The organism is Pseudomonas sp. KT_2_4 (genome assembly GCF_041410225.1).
Taxonomy (GTDB): domain Bacteria; phylum Pseudomonadota; class Gammaproteobacteria; order Pseudomonadales; family Pseudomonadaceae; genus Aquipseudomonas; species Aquipseudomonas paracarnis.
The window spans coordinates 5,696,436-5,713,513 of record NZ_CP166962.1 but is presented as its reverse complement, the minus strand read 5'-3'; the positions used below and the strand labels follow the sequence as shown (position 1 = coordinate 5,713,513).

The 17,078-nt window shown below is 60.8% G+C and carries 16 protein-coding genes; 6 read left to right on the top strand and 10 right to left on the bottom strand.

Annotation, left to right across the window (positions count from 1 at the left end; all coding sequences use genetic code 11):
- Positions 1 to 13: 13 nt before the first annotated feature.
- From AB9N64_RS26380 to AB9N64_RS26360, 5 genes are read right to left on the bottom strand one after another with little or no spacing between them, the layout of a single operon-like run.
- Positions 14 to 985, bottom strand: coding sequence for an ABC transporter ATP-binding protein (locus AB9N64_RS26380; protein ID WP_020302500.1), 972 nt, complete (start codon positions 983 to 985; stop codon positions 14 to 16).
- The gene (locus tag AB9N64_RS26375) at positions 982 to 1,938 is read right to left on the bottom strand and encodes an ABC transporter ATP-binding protein (RefSeq protein ID WP_019820646.1); all 957 of its coding nucleotides are present in this window, start codon (positions 1,936 to 1,938) and stop codon (positions 982 to 984) included. Before AB9N64_RS26375 ends, AB9N64_RS26380 begins: the two co-directional genes overlap by 4 nt.
- Positions 1,935 to 2,792 carry an ABC transporter permease gene (locus AB9N64_RS26370; RefSeq protein WP_032902665.1) on the bottom strand — a complete coding sequence of 286 codons (858 nt, stop codon included), beginning with the start codon at positions 2,790 to 2,792 and terminating at the stop codon, positions 1,935 to 1,937. Before AB9N64_RS26370 ends, AB9N64_RS26375 begins: the two co-directional genes overlap by 4 nt.
- Positions 2,789 to 3,736, bottom strand: coding sequence for an ABC transporter permease (locus tag AB9N64_RS26365; protein WP_003189752.1), 948 nt, complete (start codon positions 3,734 to 3,736; stop codon positions 2,789 to 2,791). The genes AB9N64_RS26370 and AB9N64_RS26365 overlap by 4 nt, the downstream gene beginning before the upstream one ends.
- 3 nt (positions 3,737 to 3,739) lie before the next feature.
- A complete protein-coding gene (locus tag AB9N64_RS26360; protein ID WP_019820648.1) occupies positions 3,740 to 4,627 on the bottom strand; it encodes a proline iminopeptidase-family hydrolase in 888 nt (295 codons plus the stop codon).
- Positions 4,628 to 4,810: 183 nt separating this feature from the next.
- On the opposite strand from AB9N64_RS26360, the gene AB9N64_RS26355 reads away from it, so the two are divergent.
- Together AB9N64_RS26355 and AB9N64_RS26350 are read left to right on the top strand one after the other, a co-directional pair.
- On the top strand, positions 4,811 to 5,575 hold the full coding sequence (locus AB9N64_RS26355) for a LuxR family transcriptional regulator (protein WP_020302504.1): 765 nt from the start codon (positions 4,811 to 4,813) through the stop codon (positions 5,573 to 5,575).
- A gap of 94 nt (positions 5,576 to 5,669) precedes the next feature.
- Positions 5,670 to 6,602, top strand: a complete 933-nt coding sequence (locus tag AB9N64_RS26350) for a proline iminopeptidase-family hydrolase (protein WP_019820652.1) — start codon at positions 5,670 to 5,672, stop codon at positions 6,600 to 6,602.
- Positions 6,603 to 6,697: 95 nt separating this feature from the next.
- On the opposite strand, the gene AB9N64_RS26345 is transcribed toward AB9N64_RS26350, so the two are convergent.
- On the bottom strand, positions 6,698 to 8,200 hold the full coding sequence (locus AB9N64_RS26345) for a nucleobase:cation symporter-2 family protein (protein ID WP_014717605.1): 1,503 nt from the start codon (positions 8,198 to 8,200) through the stop codon (positions 6,698 to 6,700).
- A gap of 157 nt (positions 8,201 to 8,357) precedes the next feature.
- Here AB9N64_RS26345 and AB9N64_RS26340 point away from each other — a divergent pair, with 157 nt between their 5' ends.
- A complete protein-coding gene (locus tag AB9N64_RS26340; RefSeq protein ID WP_371359785.1) occupies positions 8,358 to 9,191 on the top strand; it encodes a nucleoside-binding protein in 834 nt (277 codons plus the stop codon).
- 127 nt (positions 9,192 to 9,318) lie between these two features.
- Here the strand turns inward: AB9N64_RS26340 and punC are convergent, their stop codons facing one another.
- Complete coding sequence (punC, locus tag AB9N64_RS26335; protein WP_371359784.1) at positions 9,319 to 10,503, bottom strand: purine nucleoside transporter PunC; 1,185 nt, start codon at positions 10,501 to 10,503, stop codon at positions 9,319 to 9,321.
- A 122-nt stretch (positions 10,504 to 10,625) separates the two neighbouring features.
- On the opposite strand from punC, the gene punR reads away from it, so the two are divergent.
- Positions 10,626 to 11,540 carry a DNA-binding transcriptional activator PunR gene (gene punR / locus AB9N64_RS26330; protein ID WP_020301687.1) on the top strand — a complete coding sequence of 305 codons (915 nt, stop codon included), beginning with the start codon at positions 10,626 to 10,628 and terminating at the stop codon, positions 11,538 to 11,540.
- 131 nt (positions 11,541 to 11,671) lie between these two features.
- On the opposite strand, the gene AB9N64_RS26325 is transcribed toward punR, so the two are convergent.
- Complete coding sequence (locus AB9N64_RS26325; protein ID WP_020301688.1) at positions 11,672 to 12,841, bottom strand: aspartate aminotransferase family protein; 1,170 nt, start codon at positions 12,839 to 12,841, stop codon at positions 11,672 to 11,674.
- A 102-nt stretch (positions 12,842 to 12,943) separates the two neighbouring features.
- Between AB9N64_RS26325 and AB9N64_RS26320 the strand changes: the two genes are divergently transcribed.
- A complete protein-coding gene (locus tag AB9N64_RS26320) occupies positions 12,944 to 13,849 on the top strand; it encodes a LysR family transcriptional regulator (protein ID WP_019820656.1) in 906 nt (301 codons plus the stop codon).
- On the opposite strand, the gene AB9N64_RS26315 is transcribed toward AB9N64_RS26320, so the two are convergent.
- Positions 13,846 to 14,469: an HAD family hydrolase gene (locus AB9N64_RS26315; protein WP_371359783.1), complete on the bottom strand. Its 624-nt coding sequence runs from the start codon at positions 14,467 to 14,469 to the stop codon at positions 13,846 to 13,848. The genes AB9N64_RS26320 and AB9N64_RS26315 overlap by 4 nt on opposite strands.
- Before the next feature lie 292 nt (positions 14,470 to 14,761).
- Positions 14,762 to 15,955: an enoyl-ACP reductase FabV gene (fabV, locus tag AB9N64_RS26310; RefSeq protein WP_003189732.1), complete on the bottom strand. Its 1,194-nt coding sequence runs from the start codon at positions 15,953 to 15,955 to the stop codon at positions 14,762 to 14,764.
- Positions 15,956 to 16,231: 276 nt separating this feature from the next.
- On the opposite strand from fabV, the gene AB9N64_RS26305 reads away from it, so the two are divergent.
- Positions 16,232 to 17,056, top strand: coding sequence for an aspartyl/asparaginyl beta-hydroxylase domain-containing protein (locus AB9N64_RS26305; protein ID WP_019820661.1), 825 nt, complete (start codon positions 16,232 to 16,234; stop codon positions 17,054 to 17,056).
- The last annotated feature ends 22 nt before the right edge of the window (positions 17,057 to 17,078 follow it).

The window sequence follows — 17,078 nt, the reverse complement described above, 5'->3', positions numbered from 1 at the left end:
GAATGGCAGAAAGTCAAAGCAAAGGGTCTTCAAGCACGCAACTGTACCGATGCTCGTGCAGGAAATGGGTGGGAGGCAATACCGAGGAACACTTGGCTTGCGCATACCGGCAACGCGGGTGAAAGGCACAACCAGTCGGCAGATTCAGCGGGCTCGGCGGTTCGCCGGGCAATGGCTGCGCAGGCAATGGCCGGTGCGGATCGATCTCCGGGATGGCCTGGATCAGCGCTGCCGTATACGGGTGACGCGGCGCGGTGAACACCGCTTCCACCGGGCCTTCCTCGACGATCTTGCCCAAGTACATCACCGCCACGCGGTCGCACAGGCGTCGCACGATGGCCAGGTCATGGGCGATAAACAGGATCGCCAGGTTCATGCGCTGTTGCAGTTCCAGCAGCAGGTTGATGATCTGGCCCTGGATCGACACATCCAGCGCCGCCACACATTCATCGGCAATGATCAGGCGCGGCTCCACCGCCAGCGCCCGGGCGATACCCACGCGCTGGCACTGGCCGCCACTGAGAGAGCCGGGCTTGCGTGAAGCCAGCTCAGGACGCAAGCCGACCAGTTCGAGCAACTCATTCACACGCTCAGGAATCTGCTGCGCCGCCACCTTACGCTGCACACGCAGTACCTCGGCGAGGGTTTCGCCAATGCTGTGCCGTGGATTGAGTGCGGCGTAGGGGTCCTGGAAAATCATCGCGGTTTCATGCCGCAGTCGGGCGATGTCGATGGCGCTGCCATGGGCCATGTCGATACCGTCGAACAACACCTGCCCGGCGCTGATCGGGTTGAGGTGCAGAATTGCCCGGCCCAGGGTGCTCTTGCCACTGCCGGACTCGCCCACCAAACCCAGGGTTTCACCGGCGGCGAGGTTCAGCGACACCCCGTTCACCGCCCTCACCCACTGGCGGTTGAGGCCCAGCAGGCCGCTGCCGGACGCGGCAAAGCGCACTTCCAGATCCTTGACCTGTAACAAGCTCATGGGCGCGCTCCCAACGGGTAGTGACAGGCCACGCGTGCGCCCTGGGGCAGCAACTCGGTGCACAAGGCGCCGGCCTGTGGGCAGCGCGGGTGGAAGCGGCAGCCGTCGGGCAGTGCATCGAGCAACGGCGGCTGGCCAGCAATGGTGCGCAACAACGCATGCCCGCTGCTGTGGGCCGGCTGGCAGTCGATCAGGCCTGCGGTATACGGATGTTGCGGTTGGGCCAGCAGTTCGTATTTGCTGCCGTGCTCGCACAGGCGCCCGGCGTACATCACGGCGATGGCATCGCAGGTTTGCGCCACCACGCCCAGGTCATGGGTGATCATGATGATCGACAGGCCACGCTGGTCGCGCAGATCGAGCAACAGCCGCAGGATTTGCGCCTGCACCGTCACATCCAGGGCCGTGGTCGGTTCGTCGGCGATCAACACCTTCGGGTTGCAGCCCAGGGCCACGGCGATCATGGCGCGCTGGCGCATGCCACCGGAAAACTCATGGGGGTAGTTGTCGACCCGGGCCTGCGGATCGGGAATCCCGACCTGACGCAATACCTCGATCGCCTGCAAGCGCGCGTCTTTTTTCGACGCACCTTGATGCAGGCGGATGCCCTCGGCGATCTGCTCACCGATACGCATCAGCGGGTCCAGGTGGCTGCTGGGGTTCTGGAAGACCATGCCCAACTGCCCGCCGCGCACGGCGCGCATACCGGCATCATCCAGTGCCAATAAGTCCTGGCCGGCCAACTGCACCGCGCCGCCCTGCACCCGCAGGTTGGGCGATGGCAACAGACGCATCAGGCCGCGACAGGCCATGGTCTTGCCCGAACCGCTCTCGCCCACCAGGCCGAGGATTTCACCCTCGGCCAGGTCGAAAGACACCCGGTCCACCAAGGTGACCTCACGCCCGGCGTTGTTGGCGATCACACTGAGGTCGCGCACCTTCAGCAGGCTCATGAGCGCTCCCCCAATACCTGTGCAACACCATCGGCCAACAGGCTGAAGCCCATGGCCAAGGTCACGATGGCCAGGCCCGGAAAGGTGCAGATCCACCAGGCGGTGGTGATAAAGGCTTGCCCCTCGGCCACCATCGTCCCCCATTCGGCGGTCGGTGGTTGCACCCCCAGGCCCAGGTAGCTGACGGCGGCGCCGTTGAGCAGCACCAGCACCGCGTCGGACATGGAAAACACGATGGAGCCAAACAGCGCATTGGGCAACAAATGCCGGAACAGAATGCGTCCATGGCCAAAGCCCAGGCTCTTGGCGGCCAGGGCGAACTCGCTTTCCTTGAGCACCAGGATCTGCGAGCGAATCAGGCGCGCATACGACACCCAGCCCACCAGCGCCATGGCGATGTAAAAACTCTGTAAGCCCGGCCCGAGGATGGCCATGATCGCCAGCATCAGCACCAGGAACGGGAACGCCAGCACCACGTCGATCACACGCATGCAGACACTGTCGAAACGCCCGCCGATATAACCCGAGACCGCACCGATAAAGGTGCCAATGATGAAAGGGAAGATCACCCCGATAACCGCCAACTGCAGGTCGATGCGCGCACCCCAGATCACCCTCGACAGGATGTCCCTGCCGTAATTGTCCGTACCCAACGGATGGGCAAGGCTGGGGGCCAGCAAACTCATGCCGGTGTCCTGCGCGATGGGGTCATAGGGCGCGACCCACGGCGCAAACAGCGCCAGGGCCAACCACGCGAACAGGATCAACAACCCCCATGCGGCGGTCAGTCGGCCATTGCGAAAACCAAAGCGCAGGCGCAAGCGCCATGGGGCGATCAGGGGGCGACTGCTCATTGCATCTTCACCCGTGGGTCAAGGGCCACTGTCACCAGGTCAGCCATGAAGTTGACCACCACAGTGGCACAGGCCAGCACCATCGCCACGCCCTGCACCACCATGTAGTCACGGGTGAAAATGCCGCGCACCAGCAATTGGCCGATGCCTGGAATCGCGAACAGGCTTTCGATGACTACCGTGCCGCTGATCAGCCAACCGATGTTGACCGCCAGCAGGTTGACCGCCGGCACCAGAGCGTTGGGCAGCACATGCCGGCGAAACACCGCGCCTTCCGACAGCCCGCGTGCGCGTGCGGCGGTGACGTGATCCGCCTGCAATTCCATCAACATGCTCGCCCGCAGGTTACGCACCAGCACCGCCGACAGCGCCAGGGCGATGGTCAGGCACGGCAAGAGCATGTGGTGCGCCTTGTCCAGCCAGGTGCGCCCGTAACCGGACACCGGGAACAAGCCCCATTTCACGCTGAGCAGCAGGATCAGCATCAACCCCAGCCAGAACGCCGGCATGCCCAGGCCGACCGTGGTGAACACGCGGATCAGCTTGTCTGCCCAACGGCCTTGCTGGCGCGCCGCAATCGTTGCCAGTGGCACCGCTATCAACAACGCGAGCACCACGCTGCCCAGCACCAGCACCAGGGTCGGCTCGATCCGGGTGACGATCAGTTTCAGGGCGTCGACCTTGTACAGCAGCGATTGGCCGAGGTCGCCCTTGAGCAGGTTTTTCAGGAAGTAAAAGTATTGCAACCACAAAGGCTGGTCGAGGCCGAACTGGGCGCGGATCTTCAGCAGCGCATCCGGCGTGCTGCGCGAACCCAGCAAGGCGCGCGCCGGGTCGCCAGGAATCGAGCGCACCAACACGAAGGTGATCAGGCTGATGCCCAGCAGCACCGGCAGCAATTGCAGGGGCCGGGACAACACAAAACGGTAGCGCGCCAGGTTCATGCGTCAGTCTCGGTGGCGAGCGAGGAAGTCCAGCAGCACCGGGAAGTACGCCTGCGGCTCCTCGTAAAACGGCATATGACTGCTGTTGGGGAACACATGCAACTCGGCGTGGGGTGCTGCTAGTTTCATGCGCATTGCGCAAGCGGGGGTAAGTTCGTCATGTTGGCCGGTGGTGATCAGGATCGGCATCGTGAACTCGGCCATTTCCTTGAGGCGGTTCCAGTCCTTGAGGTTGCCGATATAGAGGAACTCGTTGGGGCCTTGCATGGTTTCGTAAGGCCCCATGTTCCAGTCGCCCAGGGAGCGCTTGACCGGCTCCGGCCATTCGTCGAGCCGACACACGTGGCGGTAGTTGAGCAAGGTGATGGCGGCCTGGTACTGCGGGTGGTCGAGGGTGCCCATGGCTTCGTGGCGTTGCATCATGGCCACGGTTTCGCTGCCCAGGGCGCCGCGCAGGCGCTCCAGCTCCTGGGACAGGTGGGGAATGTCGCCGACGGTGTTTTCCAGGATCAGGCTTTTGAGCGCACCGGGATAATGCACGGCATATTCGATCCCCAGCCAACCGCCCCAGGAGTGCCCGAGCAAATGCACGCGGCCCAGGCCCAGCGCCTGGCGCACGGTCTCGACTTCTTCGACATAACGGCGGATTTCCCACAGTGCGGCATCGGTCGGTCTGGCTGATGCGCCTGTGCCAAGCTGGTCGAATGCAACCACTCGCAGGTTATGCGCTTTGAGCCAGCCATGGGCGTCACGCAGATAGTCACACGGCAGGCCCGGCCCGCCGTTGAGACACAGCAGCACCTCATCGCCTTCGCCAAAGCTGTAGACCACGAGGTTATGGCCGTCGACTTGCACGTTGTATTGCTGGTCGGGGGCAATTTCACGCCACATGCATACATTCCTTGTGTTGTATCGGCCTGGCGGGTAGCGGCCGTTTATCAGGTCAACACTACCGAGGATGCCGTGCGTCCATAACCTAGTATTTCTTATAGGTTTGGCCTGGCAGTCCTTCGCCGGGGCGTGGCATTCTACTTGCAGCAAGTCGAGATTCAAATGAATTCGGGAGCAGAACGGATGCTGGCCAAGCTGACCGCCTTCAATAATCGCCTCATATCGGGCAGGAGCCTGGATGAACAGATGGACAATACGTTTATCCTGGCCCAACAACTGGGCTTCGATGCGCTGGTGTATGACTACAGCCCGGTGCCCATCGACCTCAACGGCGCACTGATCACGCCTTCGCTGTTGCAACTGCGCAACACACCGGCCGACTGGCACGCCTTATGGTGCAGCGAAGGGTTTTACCAGATCGACCCGGTGCAACACCTGGCATTGAGTTCGGTATCACCGTTTGTCTGGTCCTATGAGGCCAAGACTGAGACCGCCCTGCAAAAGATCATCGACCCGTGCCACGCTCCCGTTTCCTCCTACCTGCATGAACGCCAGCTGACCTGCGGCGTCAGTGTGCCGATTCATCTGCCCAAGGGCGGTTTTGCCTCGCTCACCGGCTTACGCACCGGCAAGGCGCGCACGGTATTGAAGGACGCCCAACATACGCTGGCCGATTTCAGTCTGATTACCCATGCCCTCCAGGAAGCGGCGTACCCGCTGTTCAGCAAGGAGGTGCGGGCTTATCCGCACATCCGCCTGACCAAGCGCGAGCGCGAATGCCTGAAATGGGCGGCAGAAGGCCTGACCGCCGCTGAAATCGCCACGCAATTGAGCCGCTCCCTGGCAGTGGTCACCCTGCACCTGGCCTCGGCCATGCACAAACTGGGGGCCAAAAACCGTGTTCAAGCGGTGGTTCGAGCCACCCATTACCGCTTGCTGGAAGATTGAGCTTTCGGCAAAAACCTATCTGTTTTGCTAGTTACCTAAACTTTTTGTTCAGACTATCGTAACCCTGATCCTTTTTTTCAGAGCAGGGTACGAAATGGAATTCATCGAAAAAGTTCGCGAAGGCTACGCGCCCTTTGGCGCCTATCAGACCTGGTATCGCGTCACGGGCGACCTGAGCACAGGCCGCACGCCCTTGGTGATCATCCATGGCGGCCCGGGCTGCACCCACGATTACGTCGACGCCTTCAAGGACGTCGCCGCCAGCGGCCACGCAGTCATCCATTACGACCAGTTGGGCAACGGCCGCTCCACGCATTTGCCGGAAAAAGATCCGTCGTTCTGGACCATCGGCCTGTTCCTCGACGAGTTGAACAACCTGCTGGACCACCTGCAAATCAGTGAGAACTACGCGATCCTGGGGCAATCCTGGGGCGGCATGCTCGGCAGCGAACACGCGATCTTGCAACCCAAAGGCCTGCGCGCGTTTATCCCTGCCAACTCGCCCACCTGCATGCGCACCTGGGTCAGCGAAGCCAATCGCCTGCGCAAGCTGTTGCCTGAAGGCGTGCACGAAACCCTGCTCAAGCACGAGCAGGCCGGCACCTACCAAGACCCGCAATACCTCGCGGCCTCTCGGATTTTCTATGACCAGCATGTGTGCCGGGTCAACCCGTGGCCCGAAGAAGTGGCACGCACCTTCGCCCAGGTGGATGCCGACCCGACGGTGTACCACGCCATGAGCGGCCCGACCGAATTCCACGTGATCGGCAGCTTGAAGGACTGGAATGTGATCGGCCGCCTGTCAGCCATCAAGGTGCCAACCCTGGTGATTTCCGGTCGACATGACGAAGCCACACCGTTGGTGGTCAAGCCGTTCCTGGATGAGATAGCGGACGTGCGCTGGGCACTGTTTGAAGACTCCAGCCACATGCCCCATGTGGAAGAACGCCAGGCATGCATGGGGACGGTGGTGAAGTTTCTGGATGAGGCGTGTTCGTTGCCGCACAAAGCCCTCAAGGCCGGCTGAATCCCTGTGGGAGCTGGCTTGCCTGCGATAGCACCGGTGAATTCACCATCGCTATCGCAGGCAAGCCAGCTCCCACAGGGTACACGGGTCGCTCATTAAACCTCGCTGGTCTCAGCCTTGGATGCTTTCCTCAAGGTATCCGCTACCAGGGGAATTTCCTTGCCCTCGGCATCAAACAACTTCCCACCCCGGTAGTAATCGCCATCGCGCAACGCGGCCACGTCGCGAAAGCACAAGCTGCGCTCAGTCCCCGCCACAAACACTGACTGCTGGTCCGAGTTGCCGGCGGTGAAGTGGTTGAATGCCAGGTTCAGCAATATCGCCATGATTGCCGACGAGCTGATGCCCGAGTGGAAGATGGTCGCGAACCAGCTTGGAAACTGATCGTAGAAGCTGGGCGCGGCGATGGGGATCATGCCGAAGCCGATGGATGTGGCGACGATGATCAGGTTCATGTTGTTGCGGTAATCCACCTTGGACAGCGTGCGAATCCCGCTGGCCGCCACCGTGCCGAACAATACAATCCCGGCGCCGCCCAACACGGAGGTGGGCACGGCCGCGATCACCCGGCCCATGAATGGCAGCAGGCCGAGCACCACTAGGAATACCCCGCCAGTGGCCACCACAAACCGACTCTTGACCCCGGTCACCGCCACCAGGCCGACGTTCTGGGCGAACGCGCTCTGGGTAAACGAACCGAAGATCGGCGCGAACATGCTCGACAGCATGTCGGCGCGCAGGCCGTTGCCCAGGCGCTTGGAGTCCACTTTGGTGTCGATGATCTCGCCCACCGCCAGGATATCCGCTGACGTTTCCACCAGCGTCACCATCACCACGATGCACATGGAAATAATCGCCGCCACATGGAAGGTGGGCATGCCGAAGTGAAATGGCGTGGGGAAACCGAACATCGGCCCCTGCATGACACCAGAGAAGTCCGCCATGCCAAGCAGCACCGCGATCACCGTGCCGATCACCATGGCCAGCAGGATCGACAGGCGCGAGATGGTTGCGCTGCCGATCTTGCTCAGTAGCAGCACCAGCACCAGAGTCAGCGCGGCCAGGCCGATGTTAGACATGCTGCCAAAATCCGCCGCCCGGCTGTTGCCACCCATGGCCCAGCGCGCCGCTACGGGCATCAGGGTCAGGCCGATGGTGGTAATCACAATGCCCGTTACCAGCGGCGGAAAAAACTTGGTGATCCTTGAGAACACCGGGGTGATCAACAAACCGATAAAGGATGCGGCCATCACCGCCCCGAGTATCGCTGGCACACCACCGGCACCGTCGCTGCCGACAATCGCCACCATGGTCGCCACACCCGCGAACGACACGCCCTGCACCAGCGGCAACTGACAGCCGAAAAACGGCAGGCCCAGGGTTTGCAGCAGCGTGGCCAGGCCACCGGCAAACAGCGATGCAGCGATCAGCAAGCCGATATCCGCCGGCGACAACCCGGCTGCCTGGCCGACGATCAACGGCACGGCGACGATACCGCCATACATGGTGAGCACATGCTGCAGGCCGTAAGCCATGTTGGCGGCGACGCCCAGATTTTCATCTTCGGGCCGCTGCGGTGACGCCTTCGGGATAGTCATGGTGAGGGGTTCTCTGTTTTTGTTGTGCGCTCACTGTATGCAATGTTAAGACTCTATGTCCATAGAGTTGTATACAATCAATCGAACAAGATACCCTCCAACGGCGTTACAAAAACAATCCGGCCGTCACGAGCCAGAACGCTAAAGGACAAAAAGAATGAAAAAGGCACTACAGGGCGCCACCGTCGCATTGACCCTTCTCGGCGGCGGGGAGGCCGTTGCGGTGGAATGGATGAACAACAGCGTCGGGTTTCGCTACGGGCAGCACTTCACCAACCCGAACAACCCCGACGAATTCAGCAAGCGCATCTACAGTTTTACCCATGCCAGCGGCTACCGTTACGGCAGCAACTTCCTCAACCTCGACGTATTCCTGTCCGACAGCAGCGACCCGCGCAAAGGCACCGACCACGGGGGCAGCGAGGTGTACGCCGTGTACCGGCATCAGTTGTATGCCTCACGCGTGTTCGACTTGCAGCCGGGCACGGGGCTGATCAAGGATTACGCGTTGACCCTGGGCTTCGACGCCAACCGCAACAACAACTTCGCCTCCGCCAAGAAGCGCGCTCTGGTGATTGGCCCCACGTTGAAGTTCAACACTGTCGGCGTGCTGGACCTGAGCCTGATGTACTACAAGGAAAAGAACCACACCGGCATTCCCGGCGCGCAAGAGTCGAACCACACCTTCGACGCTACCTACATGCTCAACCTGACCTGGATGCGACCGTTCGAGGTGGGCAACCATGCGGCGAAATTCCAGGGGTTCATTAACTACGTCGGGGAAAAAGGCGAGGACTACCATGGCCGCGATACCGCACCGGAAGCGCTGATGCGTACGGCGCTGATGGTGGCGGTGCGACCGGGTAAAAGCGTCAAGCCGAACTTGTACCTGGGGGTGGGGTATGAGTACTGGCATAACAAATTCGGCGTGGACGGTGGGCGTGGCAGCCGCACCTCAACGCCGACGCTGAACATGGAAGTGACGTTCTAACTGAAGAAACGCAAAACAATGTGGGACCTGGCTTGCCTGCGATAGCGGTCTGTCAGTTAGCCCATCTGGCACTGATACACCGCTATCGCAGGCAAGCCAGCTCCCACACTTTGATCGTATTGTCAGCTCAGGCGTTGGCCAGTTCGGAAGAATTGCCCTTCGGCCGTGCCAACCAATACCCCAACACCGCCAGCGGCGCGGTCGCCAGCATCACAATCACCGTGATCAACAGCGGTTGCTCGATCATCGACGACACCAACAGGCTGGCCAGGAAGCACAGGCCCAACTGCAGGGTGTTTTGCAGGGCCGCCGCCTTGCCGGAATTTTCCGCAAAGGGCATCAGCGCATTCGCCACCACAATCGGGTAGCTGGCGCCGTTGCACAGCGCCATCAGGCAGAACGGGATCAATAAGGTAGTCAGGGTCGGCACACTCAAGGTGGCCACCAGGTACAACGCCACCATGCTCAAGCAATAGGCGACCAGCAACCACGGCAGCAGGGTTTTACCCGCCAGGCGCTGCAAGGCGCTGCGGCAACTGTAGCCGCCAACGAGAAACGCCAGGGTCGGCAGTACGTAGCTGAGGCCGATGTCGTTCGGGCTGTAGCCCATGCCACCGAGGATGAACGGCGAGGCGGTCAGCCAAGCGAAGAAGCTGGCCGAACAGGCGGCGAAAATCATTACATTGCCGGTAAACACCCGCGAGGTGAGCAATTGCCCATAGCCCAGGCGCACCGGGCTGCCCTTGTGCTCCGAACGCTTGGGCACATTGCGCAGGAACAGGGTCGGCACCAGCAGCAATAACGACACCACCAGCAACACGCCGAAGATCGCCTGCCAACCAAAGTGATTCAGCACCATGGCCCCCAACAGCGGAGCCAGGGCCGGAGACAGCGACATCAACGGCATGATGCTGGCGAAGACGCGATGAGCCTTGTCGGCCGGGTAGCGATCAATCACCAAGGCCTGCCAACTGACGGCGGCGGCACACACGCCAATCGCCTGCATAAAGCGCAGGGCCAGCAGTTGCGGCGCGCTCTGAACCCAGAACATGCCCAGGCAACCGAGCACAAACAGGCTCAGGCCCGCGATCAGAATCGGCTTGCGCCCCAGGCGGTCCGAGAGCGGCCCCCACAGCAACTGCCCCAGCGCAAAGCCGGCAAGGAAAATACTCAAGCTGGCGCCCACCGCGCCAGCACCAATGTTCAACTGCTCGCCCATGGCGCCAAACGCCGGCAAGTACATGTCCATGGCCAGATAACCGAGCATGCTCAGCCCCGCCAGATACCAGGTAAAACCAAAAGAATTTTTCATCGAAGCCTTGTAGATACTGCCATCAAACTATTTGCTGACTGGCGCCCATTATGAAGCTGACAATATCTGTGTGAAGCGATAATAATTGGACACTCTTATCAATAATTTTGAAGGCATTACCTATGTGGTCGGAATATTCCCTGGATGTGGTCGACGCCGTTGCCCGTCACGGCAGCTTCAGCGCCGCCGCCCAGGAACTGCACCGCGTACCGTCGGCCATCAGCTACACCGTGCGCCAGCTTGAAGAATGGCTAGCCGTGCCGCTGTTTGTGCGGCGGCATCGCGACGTAGAACTGACCCCCGCCGGCCGTTTGTTTATCGACGAAGCCCGCGGCGTGATGAAAAAAATGCTCGGCACCCGGCGCCTGTGCCAACAGGTGGCCAATGGATGGAGCGGCCAGTTGAAGGTGGCCGTGGACTCCATCGTCAAACCCCAGCGCTGCCGGCAGTTGGTGCTCGACTTCTATCGGCAGTTTCCCGAAGTGGAATTGCTGCTCGAATACGAGGTGTACAACGGCGTGTGGGATGCGCTGGCGGATGAACGCACCGACATCGTGATCGGCGCCACCAGCGCGGTGCCGGTGGCCAGCCACTTCAGCTTCCGCGACATGGGCCTGTTGAACTGGCTGTGCGTGGTCAGCGCCCGGCACCCCTTAGCTGCGGTGGAAGGTTTACTCAGTGATGACCAACTGCGCCCCTTTGCCTCGCTGTGCATGACCGACACCTCACGCAACCTGCCCAAGCGCGACACCTGGACCCTGGATAACCAGCGTCGCCTGGTGGTGCCCAACTGGGCGTCGGCTCTGGATTGCCTGCGCGATGGCCTGTGTGTAGGGATGGCACCGGCCCATCAGGTATTGCCATGGATCGAGCGCGGGGACTTGGTCGCGCTGCAGTTGAGCCGGCCATTTCCGGCCAGCCCGTCGTGTGTGGCGTGGGCGCAGAACAAGCTGTCGCCAGCCATGGCGTGGTTGCTGGAATACTTGGGCGATACGGAGACCATGAACCAGGAATGGCTGAATGGCCCCTCCCTCTGATCGTTCCCACGCTCCGCGTGGTAACGCTGCCCTGGACGCTCCGCGTCCGCTCTTAAGGCGTGACGCAGAGCGTCACAGGAGGTGTTACCACGCAGAGCGTGGGAACGAGCATCGCCCCCTTCCGCACTTTTTCAGTCCAGTAGGCGGGTGATGGCTCGCACGATCATTTCTACTTCCTTGCCTTGCAACGTCAGCGGCGGCAACAGCCGAATGATCTTGCCCCGCGTGACGTTGATCAACAGCCCATGCTCCTGCGCCGCCCGTTGGGCCAGGTCACGGTAAGGGCTTGCCAGTTCAATGCCGATCATCAAGCCCTTGCCACGAATCGCCCGCACCTGCGGATGGTCCTCCAACTCAATGCGTAAACGCGCCAGCAAGTGTTCGCCCTGGCGTGCGGCGTTTTCCAGCAAGCCTTGCTCCTGGATAATCTCCAGCACCGTACACCCGACGCGACACGCCAGCGGGTTGCCACCAAAGGTGCTGCCATGGCTGCCGGGGGTGAACAGCTCAGCGACGCCAGCGCGGGCCAGGCAGGCGCCGATGGGCACGCCATTTCCCAGGCCTTTGGCGAGGGTCATCACGTCCGGCACGATGCCTTCGTGCTGGAAGGCAAACCAGGTGCCGGTGCGCCCGATGCCGGTCTGGATTTCGTCGAGCATCATCAGCCAGCCGTGGCGCGTACAGTGCTCGCGCAGGGCTTTGAGGTAGCCCGACGGCGCCACCAACACACCACTTTCGCCCTGGATCGGTTCAAGCAGCACCGCCGCGATACGCGTGCCGAACTGTTCGGTGACCGCCTCCAGGGCCACCATGTCGCCAAACCCAACCTTGATGAAATCGCCGGGCAGACGCTGGAACCCCAGGCGCACCGACGGCCCGTCGCTGGCGGCCATGGTGCCCAGTGTGCGGCCGTGGAAGGCGTTCTCCATCACCACCACCAGCGGCTGTTCAATGCCTTTTTTCCAGCCATGCAAACGCGCCAGCTTCAGCGCCGTCTCGTTGGCCTCGGCGCCGGAATTGTTGAAGAACGCGCGGTCCAGCCCGGACAGTTGGGCCAGGCGCCGGGCCAATTGTTGTTGCCAGTCGATGCTGTAGAGGTTGGAGGTGTGCAGCAGCAAGCCGGCCTGTTCGCTGATGGCGGCCACTAACCTGGGGTGGGAATGACCAACATTGGTCACCGCCACGCCGGCCACGGCGTCCAGGTATTCGCGGCCCTGTTGGTCCCACAGGCGCGTGCCCAGCCCGCGAGTGAAGCTCAGGGCCAGGGGTTGATAAGTGCTCATCAGGCAGGCGGCGGTCATGGTGGCGGCTCCAGTGCATCGTTGGGGTGGATCAAGTATGGTTAACCACCCTCGCTGGATAAACGCAGAATTACTGCAATAACTTTAAACCAGGGCTTTATAATGGATCTTTTCCAGGCAATGTCGGTGTACGTGAAGGTCGTCGAGACCGGCAGCATGACCGCCGCCGCGCAGGAATGCGGGATTTCGACCACCATGGTGGGCAACCATCTGCGAGCGCTGGAACAACGGCTTGGCGTCAGCTTGCTCAAACGCACCACGCGCAAACAGAACCTCACCGAATTTGGCGGGCAGTATTATCAGCGCTGCCTGGAAGTGCTGGGGCTGGTGGCCGACTCGGAGCTACTGGCCGAGCAGGTCCACAGCGAAGCCCCCAAAGGCAGCCTGCGCATCACCGCCCCCCCGGTGTTCGGCACCGAACGCCTGGTGCCGGCCTTGAGTGAGTTTTCCCAGCGCTACCCCCTTATCGACCTGTACGTGGTGCTGAGCAATGAGCGCATGGATCTCGTCGACAGCGGTTTTGACGTGGCGATCCGTCTCGGCGAACTGGAAAGCTCCAGCCTGATCGCCCGGCCTCTGCAGGCCTATACCCTCACCCTTTGCGCCTCCCCTGCCTACCTGGCGCGACGCGGCACACCGCACACCCCGGATGACCTGCAGCAGCATGACTGCCTGGCATTCGCCTACCCCGCGAACGACAACTGGCGCGACACCGATAAACTCTGGCGCATGACCGGCGATGAAGGTGGGGTGGAGGTGCCGGTTTCTGGCTCATTGACCATCAACAGCTCCCAAGGCTTGCGCCAGGCCGCCATCAACGGCATGGGCATCATTATGCTGGCCGATGCCCTGGTGCAACCGGACCTGGAGAGCGGCAAGCTGGTGGCCTTGCTGACCACCTATAAACTGCCCAGCCGCCCCATGCACCTGATGTATCGCCAAGACCGCTATCGCCTGCCCAAGCTGCGGGCGTTCGTCGACTTTGTGATGGAGAAATGGGCGCGCTAGAACGCCACGCCCAGCTCACGCAAACGCGCGGCGGTGCGCTCGGCCGATACGTGGTGAATGCCCTGCCAGCCCAATGCGATGGCGGCCTCGATATTGCCGGCGACGTCGTCGATAAACACCACTTCACTGGCCTGGATGTCTGGCAGGTGTTCACGCACCTGACTGAGGCTGGCGTGGTAGATCGCCGGGGCAGGCTTGATCAACTTCACCTCGCCGGACACCAGTATGTCGCGAAAACGCTTCAGGAACGGGTAGTTGGCCCGGGCGTAAGGGAAGGTTTCAGCCGACCAGTTGGTAAGCCCGAACAGCGGCATCTCAACCTGTTGCAACGCTTCGAGAATCGCCACGCCCTCGGGTAATTCAGCACGCAGCATTTCGGGCCAGCGCTCGTAATAAGCCTGGATCAGGGTCTTGTGTTCGGGGTATTGGGCAACCAGGGTGCGGGTGGCTTCAGCCAGGGAGCGACCGGCATCTTGCTCGGTGTTCCAGGCCTGGGTGCAGATGGTGTCGAGGAACCACTGGCGCTCGACGTCGTTGGCAATCAGCTTGCGGTACAGATGCTGCGGGCTCCAGTCGAACAGGACACCGCCGAAATCAAAAACTACTGCACGAATCGTCATCAGATCCTCCGTTAGCGTGGCTTGATAGCTGCTGGAGTCTGACAGATCTAAAAGAGGGAGGCGTAAGAAGGGGCTGAAAAGAAAGAGGGAGTAGGCACAGCCAAATTGAGCGAACGCAATGCTCAAAGCAACGAAGATCACATGTGGGAGCTGGCTTGCCTGCGAAAGCGGTCGTGCAGTCACAGATGCCGCGACTGACGCACCGCCTTCGCGGGCAAGCACGCTCCCACAGGGGATTTGCGTTAACTGACTGACATCAGGGCAAGCCAGCTCCCACCTTATTGACCGGGTTTTAAGCTTGAATCAGCCCGTTGATTTTGACGGTCGGGTTCACATCCGCGTCGTAATCCACGCCGTCGACCTCAAAGCCAAACAAGCGCAGGAACTCGGCCTTGTAACCGGCAAAATCGCTGATCTCGTTGACGTTGTCGTCGGTCACCTGGTTCCACAGCGCGGCCACGGCGTCCTGGACCTTCGGTTCCAGCTCGGCCAGGTCGGCACGCAGGCGGCCATCGGCGTCGAGTTTCGGCTGGCTGCCGTACAAGCTGTCCTTGAACAGGCCGTAGACCTGCTCGATGCAGCCTTCGTGGGTGCCCTGCTCTTTCATCACCTTGAACAGCAACGACAGGTACAGCGGCATGATCGGGATTGCCGAGCTGGCCTGGGTAACCACGGCCTTGAGCACCGACACACGGGCGTCGCCCTTGAGCGCAGCGAGGTTTTCGCGCAGGGTCAGGACTTTCTTGTCCAGGTCTTTCTTGGCTTCGCCGATGGAGCCGTTCCAGTAGATGTCCTGGGTCAGCTTCTCACCCAGGTAGGTGAACGCGGTGGTCTTGGCGCCTTCGGCCAATACATCGGCGTCACGCAGGGCGTCGATCCACAGCTGCCAGTCTTCGCCGCCCATGACCTTCACGGTACCGTCGATTTCTTCCTGGGTCGCAGGCTCAAGCGTGGTGTCGACCACCACGCCCTTGTCGGTGTTGATACCGCGCAGGGTCACGGCCTTGCCGATTGGCTTGAGGGTGGAGTTGTGCACCACGCCTTGCGGGTCGGTACGGCGTGGGGCGGCCAGGCTGTAGACCACCAGGTCGATCTTGCCCAGGTCTTTCTTGATGGTTTCGATGGTCAGGCGCTTGATTTCGTCGGAGAACGCGTCGCCGTTGATGCTCTTGGCGTACAGGCCTTTTTCCACAGCAAACTTCTCGAACGCCGCGCTGTTGTACCAGCCGGCGGAGCTCAGCTTGCCTTCTTCGCCTTCTTTCTCAAAAAACACGCCCAGGGTGTCGGCGCCGCAGCCAAACGCAGCACTGATGCGCGCGGCCAGGCCGTAGCCGGTGGAGGCACCGAGGACCAGTACCTTTTTAGGGCCGCCCTCGATGACGCCGTTTTTGGTTACGTAGTCGATCTGCTCTTTGACGTTCGCTTCACAGCCAACAGGGTGAGCGGTCACACAGATAAAGCCACGAACCCGCGGTTTGATGATCATAAAAATTTCTGCCTCTTCCAAGGTGCCGAAGGCCAATAGTGGCCATTCAACTTCAATCGTACCGGTCTATGACGCCTGAAAAACCGAAGCGTCACGATAGTCGCAAATCTTCTGTTCTCAAAATTCAATCCACAAAACGTCGGAGCCTGCACGGTAACGGTTACAAATTGTGCAGTGGCTTCACAATTTCGCCCTATTTAAAAACGCCTGCCGGTGTCAGAAAGCCCTATGATGACGATATTGTTTCAATATATTTCGGCTTTGGAGCCTCGTTTCATGAGCAAAAATGCTGTCGGCAAAAAGCTGGTGTCCCTGGCGTGGGCGCTCGGCGTTCTGCTGTTGATCTATTGTTTCCCGCGCAGTTGCCTGGTGTTTCTGCTGTTGGTGGTGTGCTGCGGCGTTTATGACTTCCTGCGTAACGGCCTGTACGACCGCGACACCATCAAGAAGTATTTTATCGGCAACGGTCGTAATACCTGGGTGCTGGCACCGTTCAACACCCTGCTCGACCTGCTGAGCAGCCGCAACCGGCATGTCTATACCCTGCAAGACCTGCCGCCGGCCTGGCGCGAAGACCTGCAACAGGTGATCGACGACGCCATGGCCCGCAAGGATGAAATCATCAGCTACCTGGACGAACGCATGGCCGAGAAGAAACGCGGCATGTTGTTTTTCCAGTGGTACGGCCGCCCGATCGAAACCACCCTGGATATCCCGCAGCTGCGCAAGAAACTGCCGTTCGTGAAAACCATCGGCGTCTCGGTGTTCAACGAGAACCGCTCGACGTCGTTCCACTTCGGCCCCCTGCGCATGATGTTCCGTGTGCTCTACAACATGGCGCCGGCACCGCACCATGAGGGCGTGTATATCCAGGTGGGTAAGCACAAGCACTACTGGCACGACGACCCGCTGTTTATCTTCGATGACACGCTGATGCACGCCTCCTTCAACAAAAACGACGCCAAACGCTACTGCCTGTTTATTGATATTGTGCGCCCGACCCTGCTGCCCTCGGTGCTCAACGCCGTGATCGCAGGGTTTGCCGGCCTGGTCTTTACCCTGCGTCGGGTTTTCTACAAAAACTGGAAGCTGATTCAGTAAGTTCTGCGGCATGATGGTGTTG

Coding starts and splice junctions, on each gene's coding strand:
- AB9N64_RS26350 (WP_019820652.1), top strand. CDS start 5,670: ATGGAATTCATCGAAAAAGTTCGCGAAGGCTACGCGCCCTTTGGCGCC.
- AB9N64_RS26375 (WP_019820646.1), bottom strand. CDS start 1,938: ATGAGCCTGCTGAAGGTGCGCGACCTCAGTGTGATCGCCAACAACGCC.
- AB9N64_RS26360 (WP_019820648.1), bottom strand. CDS start 4,627: ATGTGGCGTGAAATTGCCCCCGACCAGCAATACAACGTGCAAGTCGAC.
- AB9N64_RS26325 (WP_020301688.1), bottom strand. CDS start 12,841: ATGACCGCCGCCTGCCTGATGAGCACTTATCAACCCCTGGCCCTGAGC.
- AB9N64_RS26305 (WP_019820661.1), top strand. CDS start 16,232: ATGAGCAAAAATGCTGTCGGCAAAAAGCTGGTGTCCCTGGCGTGGGCG.
- AB9N64_RS26315 (WP_371359783.1), bottom strand. CDS start 14,469: ATGACGATTCGTGCAGTAGTTTTTGATTTCGGCGGTGTCCTGTTCGAC.
- punC (WP_371359784.1), bottom strand. CDS start 10,503: ATGAAAAATTCTTTTGGTTTTACCTGGTATCTGGCGGGGCTGAGCATG.
- fabV (WP_003189732.1), bottom strand. CDS start 15,955: ATGATCATCAAACCGCGGGTTCGTGGCTTTATCTGTGTGACCGCTCAC.
- AB9N64_RS26370 (WP_032902665.1), bottom strand. CDS start 2,792: ATGAGCAGTCGCCCCCTGATCGCCCCATGGCGCTTGCGCCTGCGCTTT.
- punR (WP_020301687.1), top strand. CDS start 10,626: ATGTGGTCGGAATATTCCCTGGATGTGGTCGACGCCGTTGCCCGTCAC.
- AB9N64_RS26320 (WP_019820656.1), top strand. CDS start 12,944: ATGGATCTTTTCCAGGCAATGTCGGTGTACGTGAAGGTCGTCGAGACC.
- AB9N64_RS26345 (WP_014717605.1), bottom strand. CDS start 8,200: ATGACTATCCCGAAGGCGTCACCGCAGCGGCCCGAAGATGAAAATCTG.
- AB9N64_RS26380 (WP_020302500.1), bottom strand. CDS start 985: ATGAGCTTGTTACAGGTCAAGGATCTGGAAGTGCGCTTTGCCGCGTCC.
- AB9N64_RS26365 (WP_003189752.1), bottom strand. CDS start 3,736: ATGAACCTGGCGCGCTACCGTTTTGTGTTGTCCCGGCCCCTGCAATTG.
- AB9N64_RS26340 (WP_371359785.1), top strand. CDS start 8,358: ATGAAAAAGGCACTACAGGGCGCCACCGTCGCATTGACCCTTCTCGGC.
- AB9N64_RS26355 (WP_020302504.1), top strand. CDS start 4,811: ATGCTGGCCAAGCTGACCGCCTTCAATAATCGCCTCATATCGGGCAGG.